The organism is Janthinobacterium sp. SUN118, assembly GCF_030397695.1.
Taxonomy (GTDB): domain Bacteria; phylum Pseudomonadota; class Gammaproteobacteria; order Burkholderiales; family Burkholderiaceae_D; genus Janthinobacterium.
Genome location: NZ_JAPUBV010000003.1, coordinates 40,569 through 62,350 on the forward strand (window position 1 = coordinate 40,569; position 21,782 = coordinate 62,350).

General features: G+C 64.5%; 17 protein-coding genes. 13 read left to right on the top strand and 4 right to left on the bottom strand.

Translation table 11 applies throughout. From position 1 onward, the window contains the following. Positions 1-45: 45 nt before the first annotated feature. Positions 46-729, bottom strand: a complete 684-nt coding sequence (locus O0880_RS19340) for a TetR/AcrR family transcriptional regulator (protein ID WP_071325207.1) — start codon at positions 727-729, stop codon at positions 46-48. Positions 730-738: 9 nt separating this feature from the next. Then, positions 739-2,208 (bottom strand): PLP-dependent aminotransferase family protein, encoded by a 1,470-nt coding sequence (locus tag O0880_RS19345; RefSeq protein ID WP_289888188.1) that lies wholly within the window; start codon positions 2,206-2,208, stop codon positions 739-741. Between the two features lie 200 nt (positions 2,209-2,408). Here O0880_RS19345 and O0880_RS19350 point away from each other — a divergent pair, with 200 nt between their 5' ends. The 7 genes from O0880_RS19350 to O0880_RS19380 all read left to right on the top strand — a co-directional run bounded on the left by O0880_RS19350 (position 2,409) and on the right by O0880_RS19380 (position 12,446). After that, positions 2,409-3,725, top strand: a complete 1,317-nt coding sequence (locus O0880_RS19350) for an aspartate aminotransferase family protein (RefSeq protein ID WP_289888189.1) — start codon at positions 2,409-2,411, stop codon at positions 3,723-3,725. A gap of 100 nt (positions 3,726-3,825) precedes the next feature. After that, positions 3,826-5,328 (top strand): CoA-acylating methylmalonate-semialdehyde dehydrogenase, encoded by a 1,503-nt coding sequence (locus O0880_RS19355; RefSeq protein ID WP_289888190.1) that lies wholly within the window; start codon positions 3,826-3,828, stop codon positions 5,326-5,328. Between the two features lie 47 nt (positions 5,329-5,375). Then, complete coding sequence (locus tag O0880_RS19360; RefSeq protein WP_289888191.1) at positions 5,376-6,743, top strand: NAD(P)-dependent oxidoreductase; 1,368 nt, start codon at positions 5,376-5,378, stop codon at positions 6,741-6,743. Next, positions 6,743-8,020, top strand: coding sequence for an NAD-dependent dihydropyrimidine dehydrogenase subunit PreA (preA, locus tag O0880_RS19365; protein ID WP_071325204.1), 1,278 nt, complete (start codon positions 6,743-6,745; stop codon positions 8,018-8,020). The genes O0880_RS19360 and preA overlap by 1 nt, the downstream gene beginning before the upstream one ends. 274 nt (positions 8,021-8,294) lie before the next feature. Next, on the top strand, positions 8,295-9,779 hold the full coding sequence (locus tag O0880_RS19370) for an NCS1 family nucleobase:cation symporter-1 (RefSeq protein WP_071325203.1): 1,485 nt from the start codon (positions 8,295-8,297) through the stop codon (positions 9,777-9,779). A gap of 24 nt (positions 9,780-9,803) precedes the next feature. After that, the gene (gene hydA / locus O0880_RS19375; protein WP_289888197.1) at positions 9,804-11,195 is read left to right on the top strand and encodes a dihydropyrimidinase; all 1,392 of its coding nucleotides are present in this window, start codon (positions 9,804-9,806) and stop codon (positions 11,193-11,195) included. 15 nt (positions 11,196-11,210) lie between these two features. Beyond that, on the top strand, positions 11,211-12,446 hold the full coding sequence (locus tag O0880_RS19380; RefSeq protein ID WP_289888199.1) for a Zn-dependent hydrolase: 1,236 nt from the start codon (positions 11,211-11,213) through the stop codon (positions 12,444-12,446). Between the two features lie 15 nt (positions 12,447-12,461). On the opposite strand, the gene O0880_RS19385 is transcribed toward O0880_RS19380, so the two are convergent. After that, positions 12,462-14,216 (bottom strand): allantoate amidohydrolase, encoded by a 1,755-nt coding sequence (locus tag O0880_RS19385; RefSeq protein ID WP_289888201.1) that lies wholly within the window; start codon positions 14,214-14,216, stop codon positions 12,462-12,464. 72 nt (positions 14,217-14,288) lie between these two features. Further along, a complete protein-coding gene (locus tag O0880_RS19390; protein ID WP_034754583.1) occupies positions 14,289-15,227 on the bottom strand; it encodes a LysR family transcriptional regulator in 939 nt (312 codons plus the stop codon). Positions 15,228-15,358: 131 nt separating this feature from the next. On the opposite strand from O0880_RS19390, the gene O0880_RS19395 reads away from it, so the two are divergent. The 6 genes from O0880_RS19395 (at position 15,359) to O0880_RS19420 (ending at position 21,780) form a co-directional block, all read left to right on the top strand. Then, complete coding sequence (locus O0880_RS19395; protein WP_289888210.1) at positions 15,359-16,591, top strand: urate hydroxylase PuuD; 1,233 nt, start codon at positions 15,359-15,361, stop codon at positions 16,589-16,591. Beyond that, positions 16,588-17,823 carry a M20/M25/M40 family metallo-hydrolase gene (locus O0880_RS19400; RefSeq protein WP_289888211.1) on the top strand — a complete coding sequence of 412 codons (1,236 nt, stop codon included), beginning with the start codon at positions 16,588-16,590 and terminating at the stop codon, positions 17,821-17,823. The genes O0880_RS19395 and O0880_RS19400 overlap by 4 nt, the downstream gene beginning before the upstream one ends. 74 nt (positions 17,824-17,897) lie before the next feature. After that, positions 17,898-18,824, top strand: coding sequence for a LysR family transcriptional regulator (locus O0880_RS19405; protein WP_071325197.1), 927 nt, complete (start codon positions 17,898-17,900; stop codon positions 18,822-18,824). Positions 18,825-18,968: 144 nt separating this feature from the next. After that, on the top strand, positions 18,969-19,643 hold the full coding sequence (locus O0880_RS19410) for a DUF4286 family protein (protein ID WP_289888213.1): 675 nt from the start codon (positions 18,969-18,971) through the stop codon (positions 19,641-19,643). A gap of 108 nt (positions 19,644-19,751) precedes the next feature. Then, positions 19,752-21,098, top strand: coding sequence for an MFS transporter (locus tag O0880_RS19415; RefSeq protein ID WP_289888216.1), 1,347 nt, complete (start codon positions 19,752-19,754; stop codon positions 21,096-21,098). Positions 21,099-21,102: 4 nt separating this feature from the next. After that, on the top strand, positions 21,103-21,780 hold the full coding sequence (locus tag O0880_RS19420; protein ID WP_289888220.1) for a DUF2848 domain-containing protein: 678 nt from the start codon (positions 21,103-21,105) through the stop codon (positions 21,778-21,780). Positions 21,781-21,782: the final 2 nt, after the last annotated feature.

Genomic DNA, 21,782 nt, shown 5'->3' on the forward strand with positions numbered 1-21,782 from the left:
CAGCGCGCCATGCTATCACTGGAAGTTTGTTTCTTGGAAATTTCATCACGGGAGGGGCTGCGCGGCAGGCAGGGCGATGGCCGCCAGCACCATCTGCACGATCAGTTGCTCGGCGTCATCGTAGTCCTTGCGGCTGAGCTGCTTGCGCTCGAGCACCAGCGTCATCTGCGCCGAAAAATCCGCATAGGACTGGGTCATGGCCCAGATCGTGAACATCAGGTGCGTGGCATTCACGGGCGCGATCCTGCCGGCCGCGATCCATTCCTCGAAGATGCCGATATCCTTGCGCAGCAGGGGCACGACGCGTTCGCGTATCTGCGCGCCGTACAGGGGCGCGCCATTGATCACTTCGAGCGCATATACGCGCGACGCCCACGGCTGTTCGCGCGAAAAACGCAGCTTGGCGCCGATGTAGGCGCGCAGCATGTCCTGCGGCGCCGCCTGGTCGCCGGCGCTGGCCAGGCTGTCCATGCGCGCCAGCCAGTCGTCGAGCACGTCGTCGAGCACGCGCTGGTACAGCTGCTGCTTGGAGGGGAAGTAATACATGAGGTTTTGCTTCGACATGCCGGCCCGCTCGGCGATGGCGGCGATCGATGCGCCTTCGTAGCCGCTCTCGGCGAACACGCGCACGGCCTGTTCCAGGATGTCCGCCTCCAGGCGGTCGCGGTTTTGCAGGCGCCGGCCACCGGCATTCTTCACAGGGAGGGCAGGGGATTTATCGCTGGCCATGGGAACTCTCTAGCGGGGGCGGATCGATTGCAGGAATGCCAGCAGCACGGGCGTGTCCGTGTAGGCCACGTTGAAACGGAACCACACGGTCTCGGGCGCGCGCAGCATGAAAAATTCATTGGGCGACAGCAGGATGCCCGCCTTCAGGGCCTGGTCGGCGACGACCTTGCCATTCCATTCCGGCGTCTGGATGTCGGGCCAGCCGGCGCTGACGAACATGCCGCCACGCGGGCGCGCCACGGGCGCCATGCCGGCCTGCGCCAGGCAATCGATGCTGCGCTCGCGGGCCGCATCGAGTTGCGCCACCAGCCGTTCCACCATGCGCTTGTAGGGCCGCGCGGAAACGGCGTGGTAGGCGGCGCGCTCGTTGATTTCCGACGTTGTCAGGCCGGTCAGCATTTTGACGCGCACCAGTTCGGCGACCAGCGACGGCGAGGCGCAGATGGAGCCGACGCGCAGCACGGGCGACAGGGTCTTGGAAAAACTGCCCACGCGGATCACGCGGCGCAAGCCGTCCATGGCCGCCAGCGACGCTTCGCCGCGCGCCGCCAGTTCGCGGTAGATATCGTCCTCCACCAGCCAGAAATCGAATTGCTCGGCCAGCGCCAGCAGGCGGTGCGCCTGCGCCTGGCTCAGCGAGGTACCCAGCGGATTTTGCAGCACCGTATTGACGAACATCAGCTTGGGCTGCGTGCGGGCCGCTTCCGCGGCCAGCGCATCGAGGTCCAGCCCCGCCTCGCCGCGCGCAATGCCCACGGGGATGCAGCCGTGGTGGCGGATCAGCGACTGCAGATTGCTGTAGCCGGGATCTTCCACCAGCACCGTGTCGCCCGGCTTGGTCAGGCTGCGCAGGATCAAGTCGAAGGCGTGGGTGGCGCCATGCGTGAGCAAGACCTGGTCCGCCTCCACCTGGAACAGGTCTTCGGACAAGGTGGCGGCCAGGTGCTGGCGCAGCGAGGGAAAACCGAGCGGATGGCCATAGCCGCGCAGCCGGCTGGCGGGAATGCGCATGGCCTGGCGCACGGCATCGAGCACGGTCGCCTCGCCATACATCTCGGGCGGCAGCCAGCCGGCGCCCACGGGCAGCGCTTCCGACACGCCCGAATACAGATCCGGCGTGAGGGCGTCGATGGCGGTGGGGCTCGCAAGGGTGCTGGCAATGAGGGCCCCCTGCGGCGAGGCGGCGATGTCGTGGCGCGCGACGAAATAGCCGGAACCGCGCCGCGACGACAGCAGGCCCAGGTTGACCAGGCGGTCATACGATTCGACGACGGTGAAGGTGGACACGCCATTGCACTTGGCGAACTGGCGCACGGACGGCATTTTGGTGCCGATGCGCAGGGCGCGGCTACCCACCATGACGCTGATGGCGATGACGATCTGCTCGACCAGGCCGCCCTTCTTGTGGCGGCCGATCTCCAGCACGGGCCAGCCGCTGGCGTTACCTTCGCCCTCGTCCTGCTTCACGTTGTGCGTCACCGGTGGCTCCTTATGCTGCCTTGCACAAAACTGTAGTGGTTTTCCGACCTGTACGGTTGGGATACTTTGCCGTTTGTGTATCTGTGCCAGATGGGATGGCCTGTCTATTATTACATCAGCTTTTTGCCAACTGGTAAATTATTTTGCGCTTCGTCAAAAACGATCTTGGCGCCGCGGCAGCCCATTCCAAGGAGAAGGTCATGAACGAAACAAGGCCGGAATCGATGTCGGCATTCTGGATGCCGTTTACCAACAACCGCGACTTCAAGTCCCATCCGCGCCTGCTCGTCTCGGCCGAAGGCATGCATTACAAGGATGTCGACGGCAACAGCATCCTCGATGGCACGGCCGGCCTGTGGTGCGTGCCCTGCGGCCATGCACAGCCGAAAATCGTCGGCGCCATCCGCGAAATGGTGGGCCAGCTCGACTTCGCTCCCACTTTCCAGATGGGCCATCCGGCCGCCTTCGACCTGGCGGAAAAACTGATGGACTACACGGGGCATAAATTTGGCCACGTCTTCTATACCAACTCCGGTTCCGAAGCCGTGGACACGGCCCTGAAGATCGCGCTGGCCTACCACCGGGCGCGCGGCGAGGGCGCACGCACGCGCCTGATCGGCCGCGAGCGCGGCTATCACGGCGTGGGCTTTGGCGGCATCTCCGTGGGCGGCATCGGCGGCAACCGCAAGACCTTCGGCCCCTTGCTGCCCGGGGTGGACCACCTGCCGCACACGCATAACCTGGAGCAGAACGCGTACACGCGCGGCGAACCCGAATACGGCACGCACCTGGCCGACGAACTCGAACGCATCGTCGCGCTGCACGACGCCTCGACGATTGCCGCCGTCATCGTCGAACCGGTGGCCGGTTCCACGGGTGTGCTGATCCCGCCGAAAGGCTATCTGAAGCGCTTGCGCGAGCTGTGCACCAAGCACGGCATCCTGCTCATCTTCGATGAAGTCATCACGGGTTTTGGCCGCATGACGACGCCGTTCGCCGCCGATTATTTCGACGTCGAGCCTGACCTGATGACGACGGCCAAGGGCCTGACCAACGGCATGGTGCCGATGGGCGCCGTCTTCAGCAAAAAATACATCCACGACGCCTTCATGGATGCGCCGGCAGGCATCGAACTGTTCCACGGCTACACGTACTCGGGCCACCCGCTGGCCTGCGCCGCCTCGCTGGCCACCTTGCAGGTATTCGAGGAGCAGGACATCCTCGGCCATGCGAAAAGCATGCAGGCCTACTGGGGCGATGCCGTGCATTCGCTCAAGGGCTTGCCGCATGTGATCGACTTGCGCAGCATCGGCCTGATCGCCGGCATCGAGCTCGATCCCATCGCGGGCAAACCGGGCACGCGCGCCTTCAACGCCTTCAAGCAGGCGTTCGCCGACGGCGTGCTGATACGCACCACCGGCGACATCATCGCCCTGTCGCCGCCGCTGGTACTGGAAAAACAGCACGTCGACGAGCTGTTCGGCAAGCTGGCGACGGTGCTGAAAAACCTGGACTAAACGGCGGCCCCAAACAACACCCGGGGTCAGACCCTCAGGGACTCGGCGTCCCCGTCCGACCCCAGTCTTTGCCTCTGGGTTTAAAAAAATGGAAAAACCAATGACCAATCTCGACACCATCACCCACTACATCAATGGCGCCAAAGTCGACACCGCCAGCGGCCGCTATGGCGACGTCTACAACCCCGCACTGGGCCTGCCCGTGGCCAGGGTGGCGCTGGGCACCAGCGACGATGTCGACGCTGCCGTGCAGGCGGCGGCCGCCGCCTTCCCCTCGTGGTCGGCCACGCCGCCGCTGACGCGCGCCCGCGTCCTGTTTCGCTATCTGCAGCTGTGCCAGCAGCACACGGACGAATTTGCCGCCATGCTCACGCGCGAGCATGGCAAGACCTTTGCCGATGCGCAGGGCGAGGTGGCGCGCGGCATCGAGATGGTGGAGTTTGCCGTCGGCATACCGCAGCTGCTGAAAGGCGAATTTACGGACCAGATTTCGCGCGGCATCGACGCCTGGTCCATGCGCCAGGCGCTGGGCGTGGTGGCAGGCATCACGCCATTCAACTTTCCCGTGATGGTCCCGATGTGGATGTTCCCCGTCGCCATCGCCTGCGGCAATACCTTTGTCCTGAAACCGTCCGAGCGCGACCCGTCCGCGTCCCTGCTGCATGCGCAGCTGCTCAAGCAGGCAGGCTTGCCCGACGGCGTCTTCAACGTGGTGCAGGGTGACAAGGTCACGGTCGACGCCTTGCTCGACCATCCCGTGGTGCAGGCGATCAGCTTTGTGGGCTCGACGCCGATCGCCGAATATATCTATGCGCGCGGCAGCGCCAGCGGCAAGCGCGTGCAGGCGCTGGGCGGCGCGAAGAACCACATGGTGGTGATGCCCGACGCCGACATGGACATGACGGTCGACGCCCTGATCGGCGCCGCCTACGGTTCGGCGGGCGAACGCTGCATGGCCATCTCCGTCGTCGTGGCCGTGGGCGACGCGGGCGACAAGTTGATCGATGCACTGGCAACGCGCACGGCCGCACTGAAAGTGCGCGACGGCATGGCAGAGGGAGCCGAAATGGGGCCTGTCGTATCGCTGGCCGCCAAGCAGCGCATCGAAAAGCTGATCGCCTCCGGCGTGGAGCAGGGCGCGACCCTCGTCGTCGATGGGCGCAATCATGTGGTGCCGGGCCGCGAGAACGGCTTCTTCGTCGGCGGCACGCTGTTCGACCATGTAACGCGCGACATGAGCATCTACAAGGAAGAAATTTTCGGCCCCGTGCTGTGCGTGCTCCGGTGTCCTGACGTGGTGCATGCGGTGGAGCTGATCAACGCCAACGAGTACGGCAACGGCGTGGCCATCTACACGCGCGACGGCGGCGTGGCGCGCGAATTCGTGCGCCAGATCCAGGTCGGCATGGTGGGCGTCAACGTACCGCTGCCCGTGCCGATGGCCTTCAACAGCTTCGGCGGCTGGAAGCGCAGCATGTTCGGCGACCATCACGCCTATGGCCCCGAAGGCGTGCGTTTCTATACGCGTCACAAGGCCGTGATGCAGCGCTGGCCCAACACGGCCAGCGCTGGTGTGGAATTTGCTTTTCCCCAGATGAAGTGATGGTTTCACACTACAAATCCACCGCAGGATAAGAGAAGGAAAACGCGATGATCGAGTCCCTGAACTATTTGCCGCATCCGAGCCTGCCCAACGAGGAACTGGCGGGCCATTTCACGGACCTGGCGCCACCGTTGACGGCGCGCCAGGCAGCCATCGAAAGCGCGCGCTGCCTGTATTGCTACGACGCGCCGTGCAGCCGCATCTGTCCGTCGGAAATCGACGTGGCCAGCTTCATCCGCAATATCCACGACAGGAACATCAATGGCGCCGCCGCCGGCATCCTGAAGCAGAATATCCTGGGCGGCAGCTGCGCCAGGGTCTGCCCGACGGAAATCCTGTGCGAGGACGTCTGCGTGCGCAACCACGACGCGGAAGGCCAGCCCGTCAAAATCGGCCTGCTGCAGCGCTACGCCGTCGATCACATGCATTTTGCGCAGCACCCGTTCAGGCGGGCGCCTGCCACGGGCAAGACCATCGCCGTCGTCGGCGCGGGTCCGGCCGGCCTGTCGTGCGCGCACCGCCTGGCCATGCTGGGCCACGACGTGGTGATCTTTGAAAAGGACGGCAAGGCCGGTGGCTTGAATGAATACGGCATCGCCAAGTACAAGCTGACGGACGATTTCGCGCAGAAGGAAGTCGACTTCCTGCTGGGCATAGGCGGCATCGCCATCCGATGTCGCCAGGCGCTGGGCGAGCACGTACACCTGCGCGAGCTGCATGCGCAGTATGACGCCGTCTTCCTCGGCCTGGGCCTGGGTGCCAGCCGCAAGCTGGGCCTGACGGGCGAGGATGCCCCCGGCTTGCTGGCCGCCGTCGACTACATCGCCGCGCTGCGCCAGGCGGACGACCTGGCCGCGCTGCCCGTGCCGAAGCGGGCCATCGTGATTGGCGCCGGCAATACGGCCATCGACATGGCCGTGCAAATCCAGCGCCTGGGCGCCGAGGAAGTCACCCTCGTGTACCGGCGCGGCTTCGACGCCATGACGGCCACCCACCACGAACAGGAGATCGCCAAGGCCAACCAGGTGCGCATGCTGACGTGGGCCCAGCCGCAGCAGGTGCTGCTCGATGCTCATGGCCATGTGGCCGGCATGTGCTTCGAGAAAACGCGCATGCAGGGCGCGCGTTTGACGGGCACGGGAGAAACGTTCGACGTGGCGGCCGACGCCATCTTCAAGGCCATCGGCCAGAGCCTCGATACCGAAGTGCTGCAGGACCCCATGGCAGCGCTGTTGCAGCGCGAGGGCGACAAGATCGCCGTCGATGCGGGTTTTCGCACGGTGCTGCCGGGAATTTACGCGGGCGGCGACTGCGTGGCGCCGGGACAGGACTTGACGGTGCAGGCCGTCCAGCATGGCAAGCTGGCCGCACTGGCCATCCATCACGATCTTCTTTCCAAAGTGGAGGCTGCATAATGGCTGATCTCAGCATCGAATTTTGCGGCATCAAGTCGCCGAACCCCTTCTGGCTGGCGTCCGCGCCACCCACCGACAAGGCCTACAACGTGGTGCGCGCCTTCGAGGCCGGGTGGGGCGGCGTCGTGTGGAAGACGCTGGGTGAGGATCCGGCCGCCGTCAACGTCTCGTCGCGCTACTCGGCCCTGTACGGCAAGAACCGCGAAGTGGTCGGTTTCAACAACATCGAGCTGATCACCGACCGCTCGCTGGAGATCAACCTGCGCGAAATCACGCAGGTGAAAAAGGACTGGCCGGACCGCGCCATCGTCGTCTCGCTGATGCTGCCGTGCGAGGAGCACTACTGGGCCGACATTTTGCCCAAGGTCGAGGCCACGGGTGCGGACGGCATCGAACTCAATTTCGGCTGCCCGCACGGCATGCCGGAGCGGGGCATGGGCGCGGCCGTGGGCCAGGTGCCCGAATACGTGCAGATGGTGACCGCCTGGTGCAAGAAGCACAGCCGCCTGCCCGTCATCGTCAAGCTCACGCCGAACATCACGGACGTGCGCATGCCGGCGCGCGCGGCCAAGGCGGGCGGCGCCGATGCCGTCTCGCTGATCAACACCATCAATTCCATCACCTCGCTGGACCTGGACCGCATGGTGGCCTTGCCCATCGTCGGCGGCGCCAGCACGCACGGCGGCTATTGCGGCGCGGCCGTCAAACCCATCGCCTTGAACATGGTGGCGGAAATCGCCCGCGATCCGCAGACGCGCGGCTTGCCCATTTCCGGCATCGGCGGCATCGGCAACTGGCGCGACGCGGCCGAATTCATCGCCCTGGGCGCCGGCTGCGTGCAGGTCTGCACGGCCGCCATGCTGCATGGCTTCCGCATCGTCGAAGAGATGAAGGATGGTCTGTCGCGCTGGATGGATGAAAAGGGCTATGAACGCATCAGCGACTTTGCCGGCAAGGCCGTGGCCAACACGACGGACTGGAAATACCTGGACATGAATTACCAGGTCATCGCGCAGATCAACCAGGACGACTGCATCAAGTGCGGCAAGTGCTATGTCGCCTGCGAAGACACGTCGCACCAGGCCATCGCTCAGCTGATCGACGCCGCCGGCACGCGCAGCTATGAAGTCATCAAGGATGAATGCGTGGGCTGCAACCTGTGCGAAATCACCTGTCCGGTGCAGGGCTGCATCACGATGGTGCCGCAGACCACGGGCAAGCCGTACATGAACTGGACACAGGATCCCAGGAATCCACGGGCATTGGTGACGGCCTGACATAAGCTACTGCGCGTCGCGCCTTGCGGCCTGTGATGCTCACCGTGCTCCGGCACGGTTGCGCTTCCCGGCCACAATTCGCTGCCGCTCGCTACGCTTCTGTTCGTCGTTGCGAGGCTGACGTCTGGCCAGGGAAACCCAAGGCACGGTTTTTGCATATATTTATTTTGTAAACAGTTGCCCATCTTTGCAGTAAGCTAGGCTGCAGCCGTTTCCACATTGCCGTATCCCTGGCGCCATCGCGCGCCAGCGGTCTAACCGATGGAGCAACCCTGTGAACCACGACTACTCAGGCAACACGCAACTCTGGAATGAAGACCTGGCGCCCACCACGGCGGCGCAGCGCACCTGGCGCTGGTATCACTTCGCCGCGCTGTGGGTCGGCATGGTGATGTGCATTCCCGCCTACACCCTGTCGGCCAGCCTGATCGACAGCGGCATGTCCGGCTACCAGGCCGTGCTCACGGTATTTCTCGCCAATGCCATCGTGCTCCTGCCGATGCTGCTGATCGGCCATGCTGGCACCAAGTACGGCATCCCGTATGCGGTGCTGGCGCGCGCCTCGTTCGGCACCATGGGCGCGCGGCTGCCGGCGCTGATGCGCGCCATCGTCGCCTGCGGCTGGTACGGCATCCAGACCTGGTTCGGCGGCCAGATGATCTATACCCTGATGGGCGTGCTGGTGGGGCATGAATTGGGCGGCGAGAAGATCGCGGGCCTGGGCATCAACGGCAGCCAGCTGCTGTGTTTCCTGGCTTTCTGGGCCATCCAGTTCTATTACATCCTGCATGGCATGGAGTCGATCCGCAAGCTTGAAACCTACACGGCGCCGCTGAAAATCCTCATCTGCTTCGTGCTGCTGTACTGGGTGCACAGCAAGGCAGGCGGCGTGGCCAGCCTGCTGGACCAGCCGTCGCAATTCATCCCCGGCGGTAAAAAGGCGGGCCAGTTCTGGAGCGTCTTCTGGCCATCGCTGACTGCCATGGTGGGCTTCTGGGCCACCCTGGCGCTGAACATTCCCGACTTCACGCGCTTCGCCAAGACGCAGCGCGACCAGGTGATCGGCCAGTCGATCGGCCTGCCAGTGCCCATGGGCTTGCTCGCCATGCTGGCCGTGATCGTCACGGCCGGTTCCGTCGTCATGTACGGCAAGGCCATCTGGGACCCCGTCGACCTGGCCAGCCGCATGACGGGTGCCGCCGTGCTGATCGCCCTGATCATCCTCTTGATCGACACGGTCAGCGTCAACCTGGCGGCCAACCTGGTGGGACCGGCGTACGACTTTTCCTCGCTGGCGCCGAAGCAGATTTCGTACAAGATGGGCGGTTATATCACGGCCTTCATCGCCATCGTCATGATGCCGTGGAAGGTGCTCGAATCGACGCAGGGCTACATCTTCACGTGGCTGATCGGCTACTCGGCCCTGCTGGGGCCCATCGCCGGCATCCTCATCGTCGACTATTATTTTGTGCGCAAGACGCAGCTCGACGTCAGGCAGCTGTACCGCGACGATGGCGTGTACTCGTATGGCAAGGGCTGGAACATGGCGGCCCTGATCGCCTTCGTCATCGCCGTGCTGCCGAATATTCCCGGTTTTCTGAACGCGGCCTTTCCCACGGCGTTTCCCGACGTGGCCGAAGGCTTCAAGACCGTCTATACCTACGCCTGGTTCGTGGGCGTGGCCATCGCCGCAGTCGTCTACGGCGTCATGATGAAGGGCAAGACGGCGGCGCATTTGCAACAGGCGCCGCTCGCCTGACCCGCTAAACGAGGAGACAGCAACATGACTATGCTCATACGCGGCGGTACCGTCGTCAATGCCGACCGCGCGTTCCGCGCCGATGTCCTCATCGAGGGCGATACCATCGCCGCCGTCGGCGAGAATCTGCCTGTGCCGGCCGGCGCCACCGTGATCGACGCGGGCGGCCAGTACGTGATGCCGGGCGGGATAGACACGCACACGCACATGAACCTGCCCTTCATGGGGACGGTGACATCCGACGATTTTTACACGGGCACGGCGGCGGGACTGGCCGGCGGCACCACCACCATCATGGACTTCGTCATTCCCGCGCCGAAGCAGTCGCTGATCGAGGCCTATCACCAGTGGCGCGGGTGGTCGGCCAAGGCGGCCGGCGACTACACCTTCCACGTGGCGATCACCTGGTGGAGCGAGCAGGTACATGAAGAGATGGGCATCCTCGTGCGCGAGCATGGCGTGAACAGCTTCAAGCACTTCATGGCGTATAAGAACGCCATCATGGCCGACGATGAAACCCTGGTAAAAAGCTTTACCCGCTCGCTGGAGCTGGGCGCGCTGCCTACCGTGCATGCGGAAAACGGCGAGCTGGTGTTCCAGTTGCAGCAAGCCTTGCTGAAGAAGGGGATTACCGGACCACAGGCGCATCCGCTGTCGCGCCCTCCGGCCGTGGAAGCCGAGGCGGCCAACCGCGCCATCGCGATCGCCAATGTCTTGAATACTCCCGTGTACATCGTGCACGTCTCGTGCGCGGAATCGCTGGACGCCATCACGCGGGCGCGCGCGAATGGCCAGCGCGTGTATGGCGAAGCGCTGGCGGGCCACCTGGTGATCGACGACAGCGTCTACCAGAGCGACGATTTCGACTACGTGGCGGGCCATGTCATGAGCCCGCCGTTTCGCGGCAAGCAGCATCAATCGGCCCTGTGGCACGGCCTGCAAAGCGGCAACCTGCACACGACGGCGACCGACCACTGCACCTTTTGCGCCGAGCAGAAGGCGGCGGGCAGGCAGGACTTCACGCGCATCCCGAACGGCTGCGGCGGCGTCGAGGAGCGCATGGCCGTGGTGTGGGACGCGGGCGTCAATTCCGGCATGCTGACGCCGTCCGAATTCGTCAAGGTCTCGTCGACGAACGCGGCGCAGATCTTCAATATGTATCCGCGCAAGGGCGTCGTTGCCGTGGGCAGCGACGCCGACATCGTGCTGTGGGATCCGCAGGGCACGCGCACGATTTCCGCCGCCACGCAATTCGCCAGGGGAGGCTTCAACGTCTTCGAAGGACGCACCGTGCGCGGCATCCCCAGCACCACGATTGCCGCCGGCAAGATGGTGTTCCACCAGGGCGAGCTGACGGCCGTCGAGGGCGCGGGGCGCTATATCGAGCGCTCGGCGTTTTCCGCCACCACCGCATGAACTCAGGAGACAGCAATGGATGATCTACGCATCAATGGCGAACGATTGTGGGCGGCGCTGATGGAACTGGCGCGGATCGGCGCGACAGTGAAGGGCGGCGTCAAGCGCCTGGCCCTGACGGACCTGGACAAGCAGGGCCGCGATCTGGTGGTGGGCTGGGGCCGCGAGGCCGGCATGAGCATCACCATCGACCAGATCGGCAATGTGTTCATGCGCCGCGACGGCACGGACAATACCTTGCCGCCCGTGATGACGGGCAGCCATATCGACACGCAGCCCACGGGCGGCAAGTTTGACGGCAATTACGGCGTGCTGGCGGGCCTGGAAGTGGTGCGCACCCTGAACGATCTGAAGATCAAGACGCAGGCGCCGATCGAGGTGGCCTTCTGGACCAACGAGGAAGGCTCGCGCTTCGTGCCCGTGATGATGGGCTCGGGCGTATTTTGCGGTGCTTTCTCGCTGGAGACGGCATATGCAGCCAAGGACACGGAGGGAAAAACGGTGGGCGAGGAGCTGGCGCGCATCGGATACAAGGGAGAGCAGGTGCCGGGCGACCATCCGATCGGCGCCTACTTCGAGACGCATATCGAGCAGGGCCCCGTGCTGGAAGACGCCGACAAGGTCATCGGCGTGGTGCCGGCCGTGATGGGCCTGTCGTGGTACGACTGCGTGGTGACGGGCATGGAAGCCCATGCGGGCCCCACTCCCATGGGCTTGCGCAAGGACGCGCTGCAGGTGGCCACCACCATCATGCAGGAAGTGGTGGCGATTGCCAACCGCTACCCGCCGTACGGGCGCGGTACGGTGGGCATGGTGCAGGTCTTCCCGAACAGCCGCAACGTGATCCCCGGCGAAGTCAAATTCAGCATCGACCTGCGCAATGTGAACGACGAACTGCTCAACACCATGCACGGCGAAATCACGGCCTTCATCGACGCCACGCGCGACAGGACGGGGCTGGGTATTTCACTGGACAGAGTCTCCTATTATCCGCCATGCCCGTTTCATCCCGATTGCGTGGGCGCCGTGCGCAACGCCACCGCCAAACTCGGTTATTCCGTGATGGACGTGGTCTCGGGCGCCGGCCACGACGCCATCTACGCGGCCCGCCTGGCGCCGGCCGGCATGATCTTCGTGCCATGCAAGGATGGCATCAGCCATAATGAAATCGAGGACGCCAAGCCCGAGCACCTGGAAGCGGGCTGCAACGTGCTGCTGCACGCGATGCTCGAGCGGGCCGTGGCCGTTTAGCCACGCCGGCCAGCCTTAGGGCTTCGGCTGGAAGTTGCGCAAAAACGCCAGCAGCGCGCGCGCCGCGATGTCGGCGTCGTCGGCCGTCATGCTTTCCAGCGGGTTGTGGCTGATGCCGCCATTGCCGCAGCGGGTAAACAGCATGGCCACGTCCGTGATGGCGGCCATGGCCATGGCGTCGTGGCCGGCGCCCGACAATAGCGCATATGGTTCGATGCCGACCGATTCCACGGCCTGCGCCAGCTGCGCCATCAGCCATGGCGCGCATGGCGCGGCACGCGCCGACAGCAGCAGTTCCAGCTGGTAGTCGATCTGGCGCCGCGCGCAGATGGCGGCGATGCCGTCCAGAATATCGTCGACGGCAGCCTGGCGCACGGCATCGACGGCGGCGCGGATATCGAGCGACAGGGTGCAGGCGCCGGCGATCACGTTGACGGAGCCGTTGGGCACCTGCAGCTGGCCTACGGTGCCCACCAGCGCTTCGCCCTGGCTGCAGCGTCGTTCCACCAGCAGGATGATTTCGGCCGCGGCGCTGGCCGCATCCTTGCGCATGTTCATGGGCGTGGTGCCCGCGTGGCTGGCCACGCCGCCCAGATTGACCAGATAACGCGAGCTGCCGGCGATCGCCGTGACGATCCCCAGCGGCAGGTCGCGCTCGAGCAGCACGGGGCCCTGTTCGATATGCACTTCCACGTAGCCGAGCAAGTCGGCCGGATCGCGCGCGATGGCGCCGATGGCGGATGCCGCATGGCCGGCGGCGGCCAGCGCGTCGCGCATGCTCACGCCATCCGTGTCGCATTGATCGAGCAGCGACAGATCGAACTTGCCCGTGACGGCCGTGCTGCCCAGGAAAGTGCTCTTGAAGCGCACGCCTTCCTCTTCGGCGAAGCCGACGATCTCGAAATGGTACGGCAGTTTCTCGCCCCGCTCGTGCAGGTGGCGCACGACGGCGATCGGCAGCACGATACCCAGGCGGCCATCGTACTTGCCGCCATTGCGCACCGTGTCGTAATGCGATCCCGTCATCAGGGTCTTCGCGCCGGGGACGTCGGACAGATAGCGCCCGACCACATTGCCGACGGCGTCGATGTGCACCTGCATGCCCGCTTCCGCCATCCATTCGGCCAGCTGCGCGGCCGTCTTCCGGTGCGCCGGCGTCAGGTAGGCACAGGTCAGGTTGTAGTCGCTGTCGCTCCAGCCAGCCAGCGTTTCGGCGTGCTGCATGATGATCGGCCCGAAATCCAGGCGCACGTCGAACAGGTCGTTCAGGCGCAGCTCGGCGATGCGCTTGATCTGCCGCAGCGATTCGGCCAGTTCATCGGCGCGCCGGTTCTTCAGGCGCCGCGCAAACGTGGCGATGATGTCCTGGCGCGTCAAGCCTTCGCCCGTCGGGCCCTTGACGGCCAGGATGAAGGGGAAACCGAATTTGGCGTTGTATTCGCCATTGAGGCGCTGCAGCGTGGAAAATTCCTCGGGACTGCACAGGTTCAGGCCGGACTTGGCCTGCTCGCGCGTTGATTCCGCCGTCAGCTGTCCCGCGATGGCGGCCTTGCCGGCCAGTTCAGGGTGGGCGCGTATCAGCCCAAGCTGCTCTTCTGGCGAGGCATGCGCCAGCACGCGCTGCAATTCCGTCTTCAACGCCGTCAGGCTGGAAAATGGCATGGCGGGGGCCGCCCGCTGGGCAATCCAGGGTGAATGTTCATAGATGCCGTGCAGCTGCTCGATGAAGCCGGCGTGGCTGTTGGCGTTCAGGTTTGAAAGGGTGGTCATGGTTTTCCGATCATGCAAGCGGTGATGATAGCGCCCCGTCCTGCGCCCATTATATGCGCGCGCTGATAGCAGCTATCGCTGTACCAGCGCCTTGGCCGCGGCGCTGACCTGGTCGCGCAGCCATTTGTGCTCGGGCGCCTGGTGCACGCGCTGGTGCCACAGCTGGTAAAAGCGCATGGGCGGGAATTTCAATGGCACGGTATACGTTTTCAGCGGCAGCGTCTTTTCATAGAAGCGCATGAATTGCCGGCCCGTGGTGAGCACCAGGTCGGTCTGCGTCAGCATGTAGGGAATCAGGCCGAAATACGCCGATTCCACCACCACGTTGCGCTGCAGGTTCTGGCGCTCCAGGAAGGAGTCGATCACGCCGTGGTAGCCCGGCATCATCTGCGACGGCGCCACGTGGGGCAGGCTCAGATAGTCGTCCAGCGTCATGGCGTCGCTGGCCGTGCGCCGCGCATAGGCGTTTTCCGCATGCATGGCGCAGATGATCGGGTCTTCGAACAGCTTCGAGATGTGCAGATGGGCGGGCGGCTCGTCCCAGTTGGCGATGACCAGGTCCAGCCCCCCATCGGACAGCTGGCGGATATGGTCGATGCCCGGCCCCAGGCTGTGCAGCACCACGCGGCTTTTCGGCGAGCCGCGGCGCAGCAGGGCCACCACGTTGGGCAGGAACTGGCTGTCCAGGTAGTCGGGCGCGGCGATATGGAAGGTGCGCGCCTCTTCCTGTGCCACGAACGGCGTCTTCTTGACGAACAGGCTTTCCGTCTGGTCGAGGATGCGCTTGGCCGGGTTGAGCAGGCTTTCGCCATGCTGCGTGGGCACCATGCCGCGCGCGCCGCGCACGAGCAGCGGGTCGCCCGTCAATTCGCGCAGCTTGCGCAAGGAGGCGGAAATCGACGGCTGCGGCTGATTGAGCTTGAGCGCCACGCGCGAGACATTCTTTTCCACCAGCAGCAGATAGAGGATGCGGATCAGGTGCAGGTCGAGGTGTTGCGGCAGGCTGGACATGTGGCGGCGGCTCTGTTGTATATCGAATTGAATATGTCAAATATACGATATTTTTCATGTGATGGGCGGCAAATCCGTTTATCTTGTGTAGATTGGCACGAATATTGGTTCGGTCTGACTCGAGGAAATTTATGGAAGTATTCGCTTACCTGATCCCATACGGCCTTGAATGGCTGAACCTGATCGTCCGCTGGTTGCACGTCATCACGGGCATCGCCTGGATCGGCGCTTCCTTTTATTTCGTCTGGCTCGACAACTCGATCCGCCCGCCCGCGCCCGGCTCCGAGCTGGCGAAGAAGGGCGTGTCGGGCGAACTGTGGGCCGTGCACGGCGGCGGCTTTTATCATCCGCAAAAATACCTGGTGGCGCCCGCCGAACTGCCGAAGGAACTGCACTGGTTCAAGTGGGAAGCGTATTCCACCTGGCTGTCCGGTTTTGCGCTGCTGACCATCGCGTATTACTTCAATGCGCAGGCCATGATGATCGACAAGGCCGTGGCCGACATCAGCAGCGGCCAGGCCGTCGGCATCGGCATCGCCACCCTCGTCATCGGCTGGACCGTGTACGACCTGCTGTGCCGTTCGAAGCTGGCGCAATACGAGCTGTGGTTCGGCGTGACGGTGTTCGCGCTGATCGTCGGCGCTGCGTATGTGCTCACGCATCTGCTCAGCGGGCGCGCCGCCTACATCCACGTGGGCGCCATGATCGGCACCATCATGGTGGCCAATGTGCTGATGCTGATCATTCCCGGCCAGCGCAAGATGGTCGAAGCCATGGCCGCCGGCAAGCTGCCCGACCCCAAATACGGCCTGAAAGCCAAGCAGCGCAGCGTGCATAACAATTATTTCACGCTACCTGTGCTGTTCATCATGATCAGCAACCACTACGCGATGACCTACCGCAACGATCACGCCTGGCTGGTGCTGGCGCTGATCATGGCGGCCGGCGTCTTCATCCGCCACTTCTTCAACCTGCGCCACAAGGGGCGGGTCGAGTGGCGCTACCCGGCCATCGGCGTGGCCCTGTTGCTGGCCGTGGCCGTGGCCATCGCGCCGAAAGCGCCCGTGGCCGTGGCGGCGGCACCGGTGGTGGATCCTGCCGCGCAGTTCAGGAGCGTGCACGCCATCATCGCCCAGCGCTGTGCCACCTGCCATTCGGCCCAGCCCACGCAGCCAGGTTTCGCCACGGCGCCGGCTGGCATGATGCTGGATAATGAAGGCGAAATCCGCCAGCACGCGGCGCAGATCTACAAGCAGGCCATCGAGCTGAAAGCCATGCCGATCGGGAACCTGACCAATATGACGGAAGCCGAGCGCACTGAATTGGGCGCCTGGCTGCAACAGACCATGCAAGGAGCAAAATGACAACGCACGCGGAACGGATCACGGCCTGGATCGACGAACACTTCGACGAGGAAGTCGCATTTTTGCAGAAGGTGGTGCAGCAGCCGACGGACACGCCGCCCGGCAACAACGCGCCGCACGCGGAACTGGTGGCGCAGCTGCTGCAGGCGTATGGCTGGCAGGCGGAAAAACACGCGGTCCCACAGGAGCAGGTCGAGGCGTATGGCATGCAGAGCATCACCAACCTGATCGTGCGCCGGCCGTATGCGGCAGGCGGTCCGACCGTGGCCCTGAATGCGCATGGCGACGTGGTGCCGCCCGGCGACAACTGGACGTATCCGCCGTATGGCGGGCAGATCGACGGCGGCTATATGTATGGCCGCGCGACGGCCGTCTCGAAGGGCGATTTCGCCACCTATGTGTTTGCCGCGCGCGCGCTCGAGGCGCTGGGTATCCCGTTGCAGGGCCAGCTGGAACTGCACTTCACGTATGACGAGGAATTCGGCGGCTTGCTGGGGCCGGGCTGGCTGCTGGAGCAGCAGCTGACCAAGCCCGATTTCGTCATCGCGGCCGGTTTCAGCTACGGCATCGTCACCGCGCACAATGCCTGCCTGCAGCTGGAAATCACCGTGCACGGCAAGGCCGGCCACGGTTCCATGCCGGAGACGGGCCATGACGCGCTGCAGGCGGCCAGCAAGATCCTCAACGCCATTTATGGCCAGCTGCCGGAGCTGAAAAAGATCAAATCCAGGGTGGCGGGCATCGACTCGCCCACCATGCTGGTGGGACGCATCGACGGCGGCACGAATACCAATGTGGTGCCGGGCAAGGTGGTCATGAAGATGGACCGCCGCATGATCCCGGAAGAAGACCCGGTGGCGGTGGAGGCGCAGGTGCGCGCGCTGATCGAAGACGCCGTGCGCGGCGAGCCGGGCATCCGCATCGAGATCCGCCGCCTGCTGCTGTCGCATGCGCTACGTCCCTTGCCCGGCTCCGAGCAGCTGGTGGGCAGCCTGCAAAGGAATGCGCAAGCCATTCTCGGCGAAACCATTCCCGCCGTCGGCACGCCGCTGTATGCGGATGCGCGCCTGTATGGCGAGCGGGGCATACCGGCCGTGCTGTATGGCGCCGGCCCGCGCACGGTGCCCGAATCGAATGCGAAGAAGGCCGACGAGCGCCTGGCGCTGGACGACTTGCGCAAGGCCAGCAAGATCGTTGCCCTGACCTTGCTCGACTTCCTGGCGCAGAAATAGGGCCGGGGACTTTGGCTTACAATGGGGAGGATACTCACACTGTGAAGAAGAGCCCCATTGATTGAAGAGCCAAATTGAATACCCGTTTTCTCGAAGCGTTCGTCTGGGCCGCGCGGCTGGGCAGCTTCCGCACGGCCGCCGACAAGCTGCACATCACGCAGGCGGCCATCTCCAACCGCATTGCCTCGCTGGAGCAGGATTTCGGCACGCGGCTGTTCGACCGCGACGCGCGTGAAATCCGCCTGACCTTCGCCGGGCGCAACCTGCTCGTCTATGCCGAGCGCATGCTGGAACTGTGCCGCGACATGTATGCGGCCAATTCCTCGCCCGCGCTGATCACGGGCGAAGTGCGCATCGGCGTCATTGAAACCATCGTGCATACCTGGCTGATCCCGTTCCTGCAGCGCGTGCAGGAGCGCTATCCCGGCATCGAGATCCAGCTGACGTCCGAATCGACGCGCCGCCTGCACGAACAGCTGCAGCAGGGCGAACTCGATATCGCGCTGCAGACTGACATGCTGACGGGAGACCATATCCGCAGCACGGGCAGCGGCGCCATCGCCATGGGCTGGGCGGGCCGAAAGGCCGACTGGCCGGACACGGGTACGCCGTTCACGGTGGCGCAACTGGCGCAGCACCCGATCATCACCATGAACCGCGGTTCGCAGCCGCATTCCGCGTTAAAAGCGCTGTGCCAGGACGAGGGCGTGCAGCTGGGGCGGGTCCACTGCGTCAGCTCGATTTCCGCCATCGTGCGCCTGGTGAAGGCGGGCTTCGGCATCGCCGTGCTGCCGCTGGCGCCCCTGCGCGAGGAAATCGAGCAGGGCAACATCGCCCTGATCCCCTGCGCCAGCGCCCTGGCGCCGCAGCGTATCGTCATCAGCTACAGCGAGGACATCACCACGGAAGCGATTCAATTGGTGGCCATGCTGGCGTGCGAGGAGGCGGCCAGGTTCACGCTGGGCCTGGGCGAGGAATATGGCGCCGGCGCGCGGACGTGACAATTAACGTGACAATTAAGTTGCTGTAATCGCCGCGACCCACAAGAAAAACTTATCAGTCGCGTTCAGAATAACCCGTTTGCCAAGCCGTTGCAGGCCACCTATTCTGGGTTTGCATCCACTTACTACGCAAACGGAACCATCATGACGACGTCCACCACCACCTTGCCCGGCATCCTGTTTGTCTGGACCAGCGCCGACCCGGAACACGAACTCGATTTCAACCGCTGGTACGACCGCGAACACGTGGAAGAGCGCGTGCGCATTCCCGGTTTTGTCAGCGGCACGCGCTACCAGAGCGTGCGCGGTCCCCGCAAGTACCTGGGCCTGTACCGCACCGTCTCGCTGGACGCGTTTCAGACTGCCGATTATTTCAAGGCCTTCGACCAGCAGACGCCATGGTCGGTGACGAATCTGCAGCGCATGGTCGACCCGATGCGCCGGGTCTGCGCCATCGAGGCGGAAACGGGCATGGGTACGGGCGCCTGGCTGGCCGTGCTGCGCCTTGGTGCGCCAGCCATCGGCCAGGACGCGCAGGCGGTGGCCGGCATGGCCGCGCTGGGCGCGACATTGCTGCAGATCGACGGCGTGATCGCCACGCGGCTGCTGACGCCCGATGCCAGCCTGTCCGGCCCCCTGCCGGCAGAGCGGAAGGAAGGCCGCGTGCTCGACCCGATCTTCCTGATCGACGCGTCGTCGGAGGCGGCAGCCCTGGCGGCCGTTGATGCGGCCAGCGCAGGGCTGGGACTGAATCCGGCGGATGCGGCCATCCTGCAGCTGTCCTGGCAATTGCGCGAAGCCGACCTGCACGCTGCCTGACACGGGCCCGCGCATCTTGCCGGCACTGATAACACGAGACACGGGCCACGGCGCAGGGCAAAGCATCCTGCGCCGGGCCTGCAATAAAACTGACGAGAGAGGTAGGCAATGACCACACACACCACCACGCACACCGCGGCGCAGGGCAGCAAGCATGCCGGCGCGCATGCCGCTGCAGCGGGCGAGAAACCCAAGACGGGCCGCCTGGCCACGGCCAGCATGGTCGGCACGACCCTGGAATGGTATGACTTCACCGTCTACAACACCATGGCCGCGCTGATCTTCAACCACCTGTTCTTTCCCTCGTTCGATCCGCTGACGGGCACCATCCTGGCCTTTTCCACGTATGCGGTCGGCTATATCTCGCGTCCCATCGGCGGCGTAATCTTCGGCCATCTGGGCGACAAGCTGGGACGGCGCTGGGTGCTGGTGGTGACCCTGATGCTGATGGGCGTGACGACAGGGCTGATGGGACTCTTGCCCACCTATGCGACGGCCGGCATCTGGAGCCCGATCCTGCTGGTGGCGCTGCGCTTCGTGCAGGGCATCGCGCTGGGCGGCGAATGGGCCGGCGCCGTGCTGATCTCCGTCGAACACGGGGCAGCGGACAAGCGGGGCCGCAATGCCTCGTGGACGCAGGTGGGACCGTCGTTTGGCACCTTGCTGGCAACCGGCTGCATCGGCCTGATCACCTATCTGCTGCCGCATGAAGCGTTCATGGACTGGGGCTGGCGCATGCCGTTCATCGCCAGCCTGCTGCTGGTGGCCTTCGGCATGTGGATACGCAGCGGCATCGATGAAACCCCGCTGTTCAAGGAGCTCGACCAGCAGGACGCGAAGGCGGAAGCGCCGATCGGCGACGTGCTGCGCATCTACTGGCGCCGTTTGCTGATCGCCGGCGGCGTGCGCATCGGTTCGGACGTGCTGTACGCGCTGGTGGTGGTGTTCACCCTGACGTACGTGACGACGGTGCTGCACCTGTCGTCGACCCTGGCCCTCACCGCCATCATGATCGGCACGGCCTGCAATGCGCTGGCGGTGCCTGTCTTTGGCGCGCTGTCGGACAGGATCGGTCGCCGTCCCGTGTATGCGCTGGGCGCCGTGCTCGGTCTCGTGTGGGCGTTTGCCTTCTTCACCCTGCTCGATACGGCCAGCCCGGGGGCCATCGTCACGGCCGTCGTCGTGGGCCTGGTCATCCACGCCATCATGTACGGCCCGCAAGCGGCCTTCGTCATCGAGCAGTTTCCCACCAAGGTGCGCTATGCGGGTTCCTCGCTGGCCTATACCCTGGCCGGCGTCATCGGCGGCGGCTTCGCGCCCCTCGTCATCGCCAGCCTGTACCGCTCGTACAACAGCACCATGGCCGTCTCGCTGTACGTGGCGGCGGCCTTGCTGATCACCGGCGCGGCAGTTTTCGCGGCGCGCGAAACGGGCCGCGGCCCTCTTGAGGAATAAAATCATGACAACATTGAGTTTTCAACTGGCCGGCCACGGCCCCGTCACCTTCGACATCGATCAACTGATCATCGCCGGCTGGACGGGGCGCGACACGGCCATGGTCGAGCACCATATCGCCGAACTGGAAGCCATCGGCGTGGCGCGGCCGAAAAGCGTGCCGACGTTTTACCGGGTCGCGGCGGCGCTGCTGTCCAGCGATGCCGGCATCGAAGTGCCGGGCAGCGATTCCTCGGGCGAAGCGGAATTCGTGCTGTTTTCCACCGCTTATGGCTTGCTGGTGGGGATAGGTTCCGACCACACGGAGCGCAAGGTGGAAAGCTACGGCGTGACGGTGTCGAAGCAGATGTGCGGCAAGCCCGTGGGCGACACCCTGTGGCGCTATGCGGACGTGGCAGGGCATTGGGACCAGCTGCAGATGCGCTCCTGGCGCGAGCGCGATGGCGTGCCGGCGCTGTACCAGGATGGCCCAGTGACGCGCATGCTGTCGCCGGAAGACCTGATCCTGCGTTACACGGGGCAAGGCAGCCTGCCGCTGGGCAGCGCCATGTTCTGCGGCACGCAGCCGATCATCGGCGAGATGGGCCACGGCGACGCCTTCGAGCTGGAGCTGTATGATCCAGCCTTGCAGCGCCGCCTGCAGCACCGCTATGCCGTGCAAACCCTGCCCGTGGAAGGATAAGA

Coding starts and splice junctions, on each gene's coding strand:
- O0880_RS19340 (WP_071325207.1), bottom strand. CDS start 729: ATGGCCAGCGATAAATCCCCTGCCCTCCCTGTGAAGAATGCCGGTGGC.
- O0880_RS19350 (WP_289888189.1), top strand. CDS start 2,409: ATGAACGAAACAAGGCCGGAATCGATGTCGGCATTCTGGATGCCGTTT.
- O0880_RS19355 (WP_289888190.1), top strand. CDS start 3,826: ATGACCAATCTCGACACCATCACCCACTACATCAATGGCGCCAAAGTC.
- O0880_RS19360 (WP_289888191.1), top strand. CDS start 5,376: ATGATCGAGTCCCTGAACTATTTGCCGCATCCGAGCCTGCCCAACGAG.
- preA (WP_071325204.1), top strand. CDS start 6,743: ATGGCTGATCTCAGCATCGAATTTTGCGGCATCAAGTCGCCGAACCCC.
- hydA (WP_289888197.1), top strand. CDS start 9,804: ATGACTATGCTCATACGCGGCGGTACCGTCGTCAATGCCGACCGCGCG.
- O0880_RS19380 (WP_289888199.1), top strand. CDS start 11,211: ATGGATGATCTACGCATCAATGGCGAACGATTGTGGGCGGCGCTGATG.
- O0880_RS19385 (WP_289888201.1), bottom strand. CDS start 14,216: ATGACCACCCTTTCAAACCTGAACGCCAACAGCCACGCCGGCTTCATC.
- O0880_RS19390 (WP_034754583.1), bottom strand. CDS start 15,227: ATGTCCAGCCTGCCGCAACACCTCGACCTGCACCTGATCCGCATCCTC.
- O0880_RS19395 (WP_289888210.1), top strand. CDS start 15,359: ATGGAAGTATTCGCTTACCTGATCCCATACGGCCTTGAATGGCTGAAC.
- O0880_RS19400 (WP_289888211.1), top strand. CDS start 16,588: ATGACAACGCACGCGGAACGGATCACGGCCTGGATCGACGAACACTTC.
- O0880_RS19410 (WP_289888213.1), top strand. CDS start 18,969: ATGACGACGTCCACCACCACCTTGCCCGGCATCCTGTTTGTCTGGACC.
- O0880_RS19415 (WP_289888216.1), top strand. CDS start 19,752: ATGACCACACACACCACCACGCACACCGCGGCGCAGGGCAGCAAGCAT.
- O0880_RS19420 (WP_289888220.1), top strand. CDS start 21,103: ATGACAACATTGAGTTTTCAACTGGCCGGCCACGGCCCCGTCACCTTC.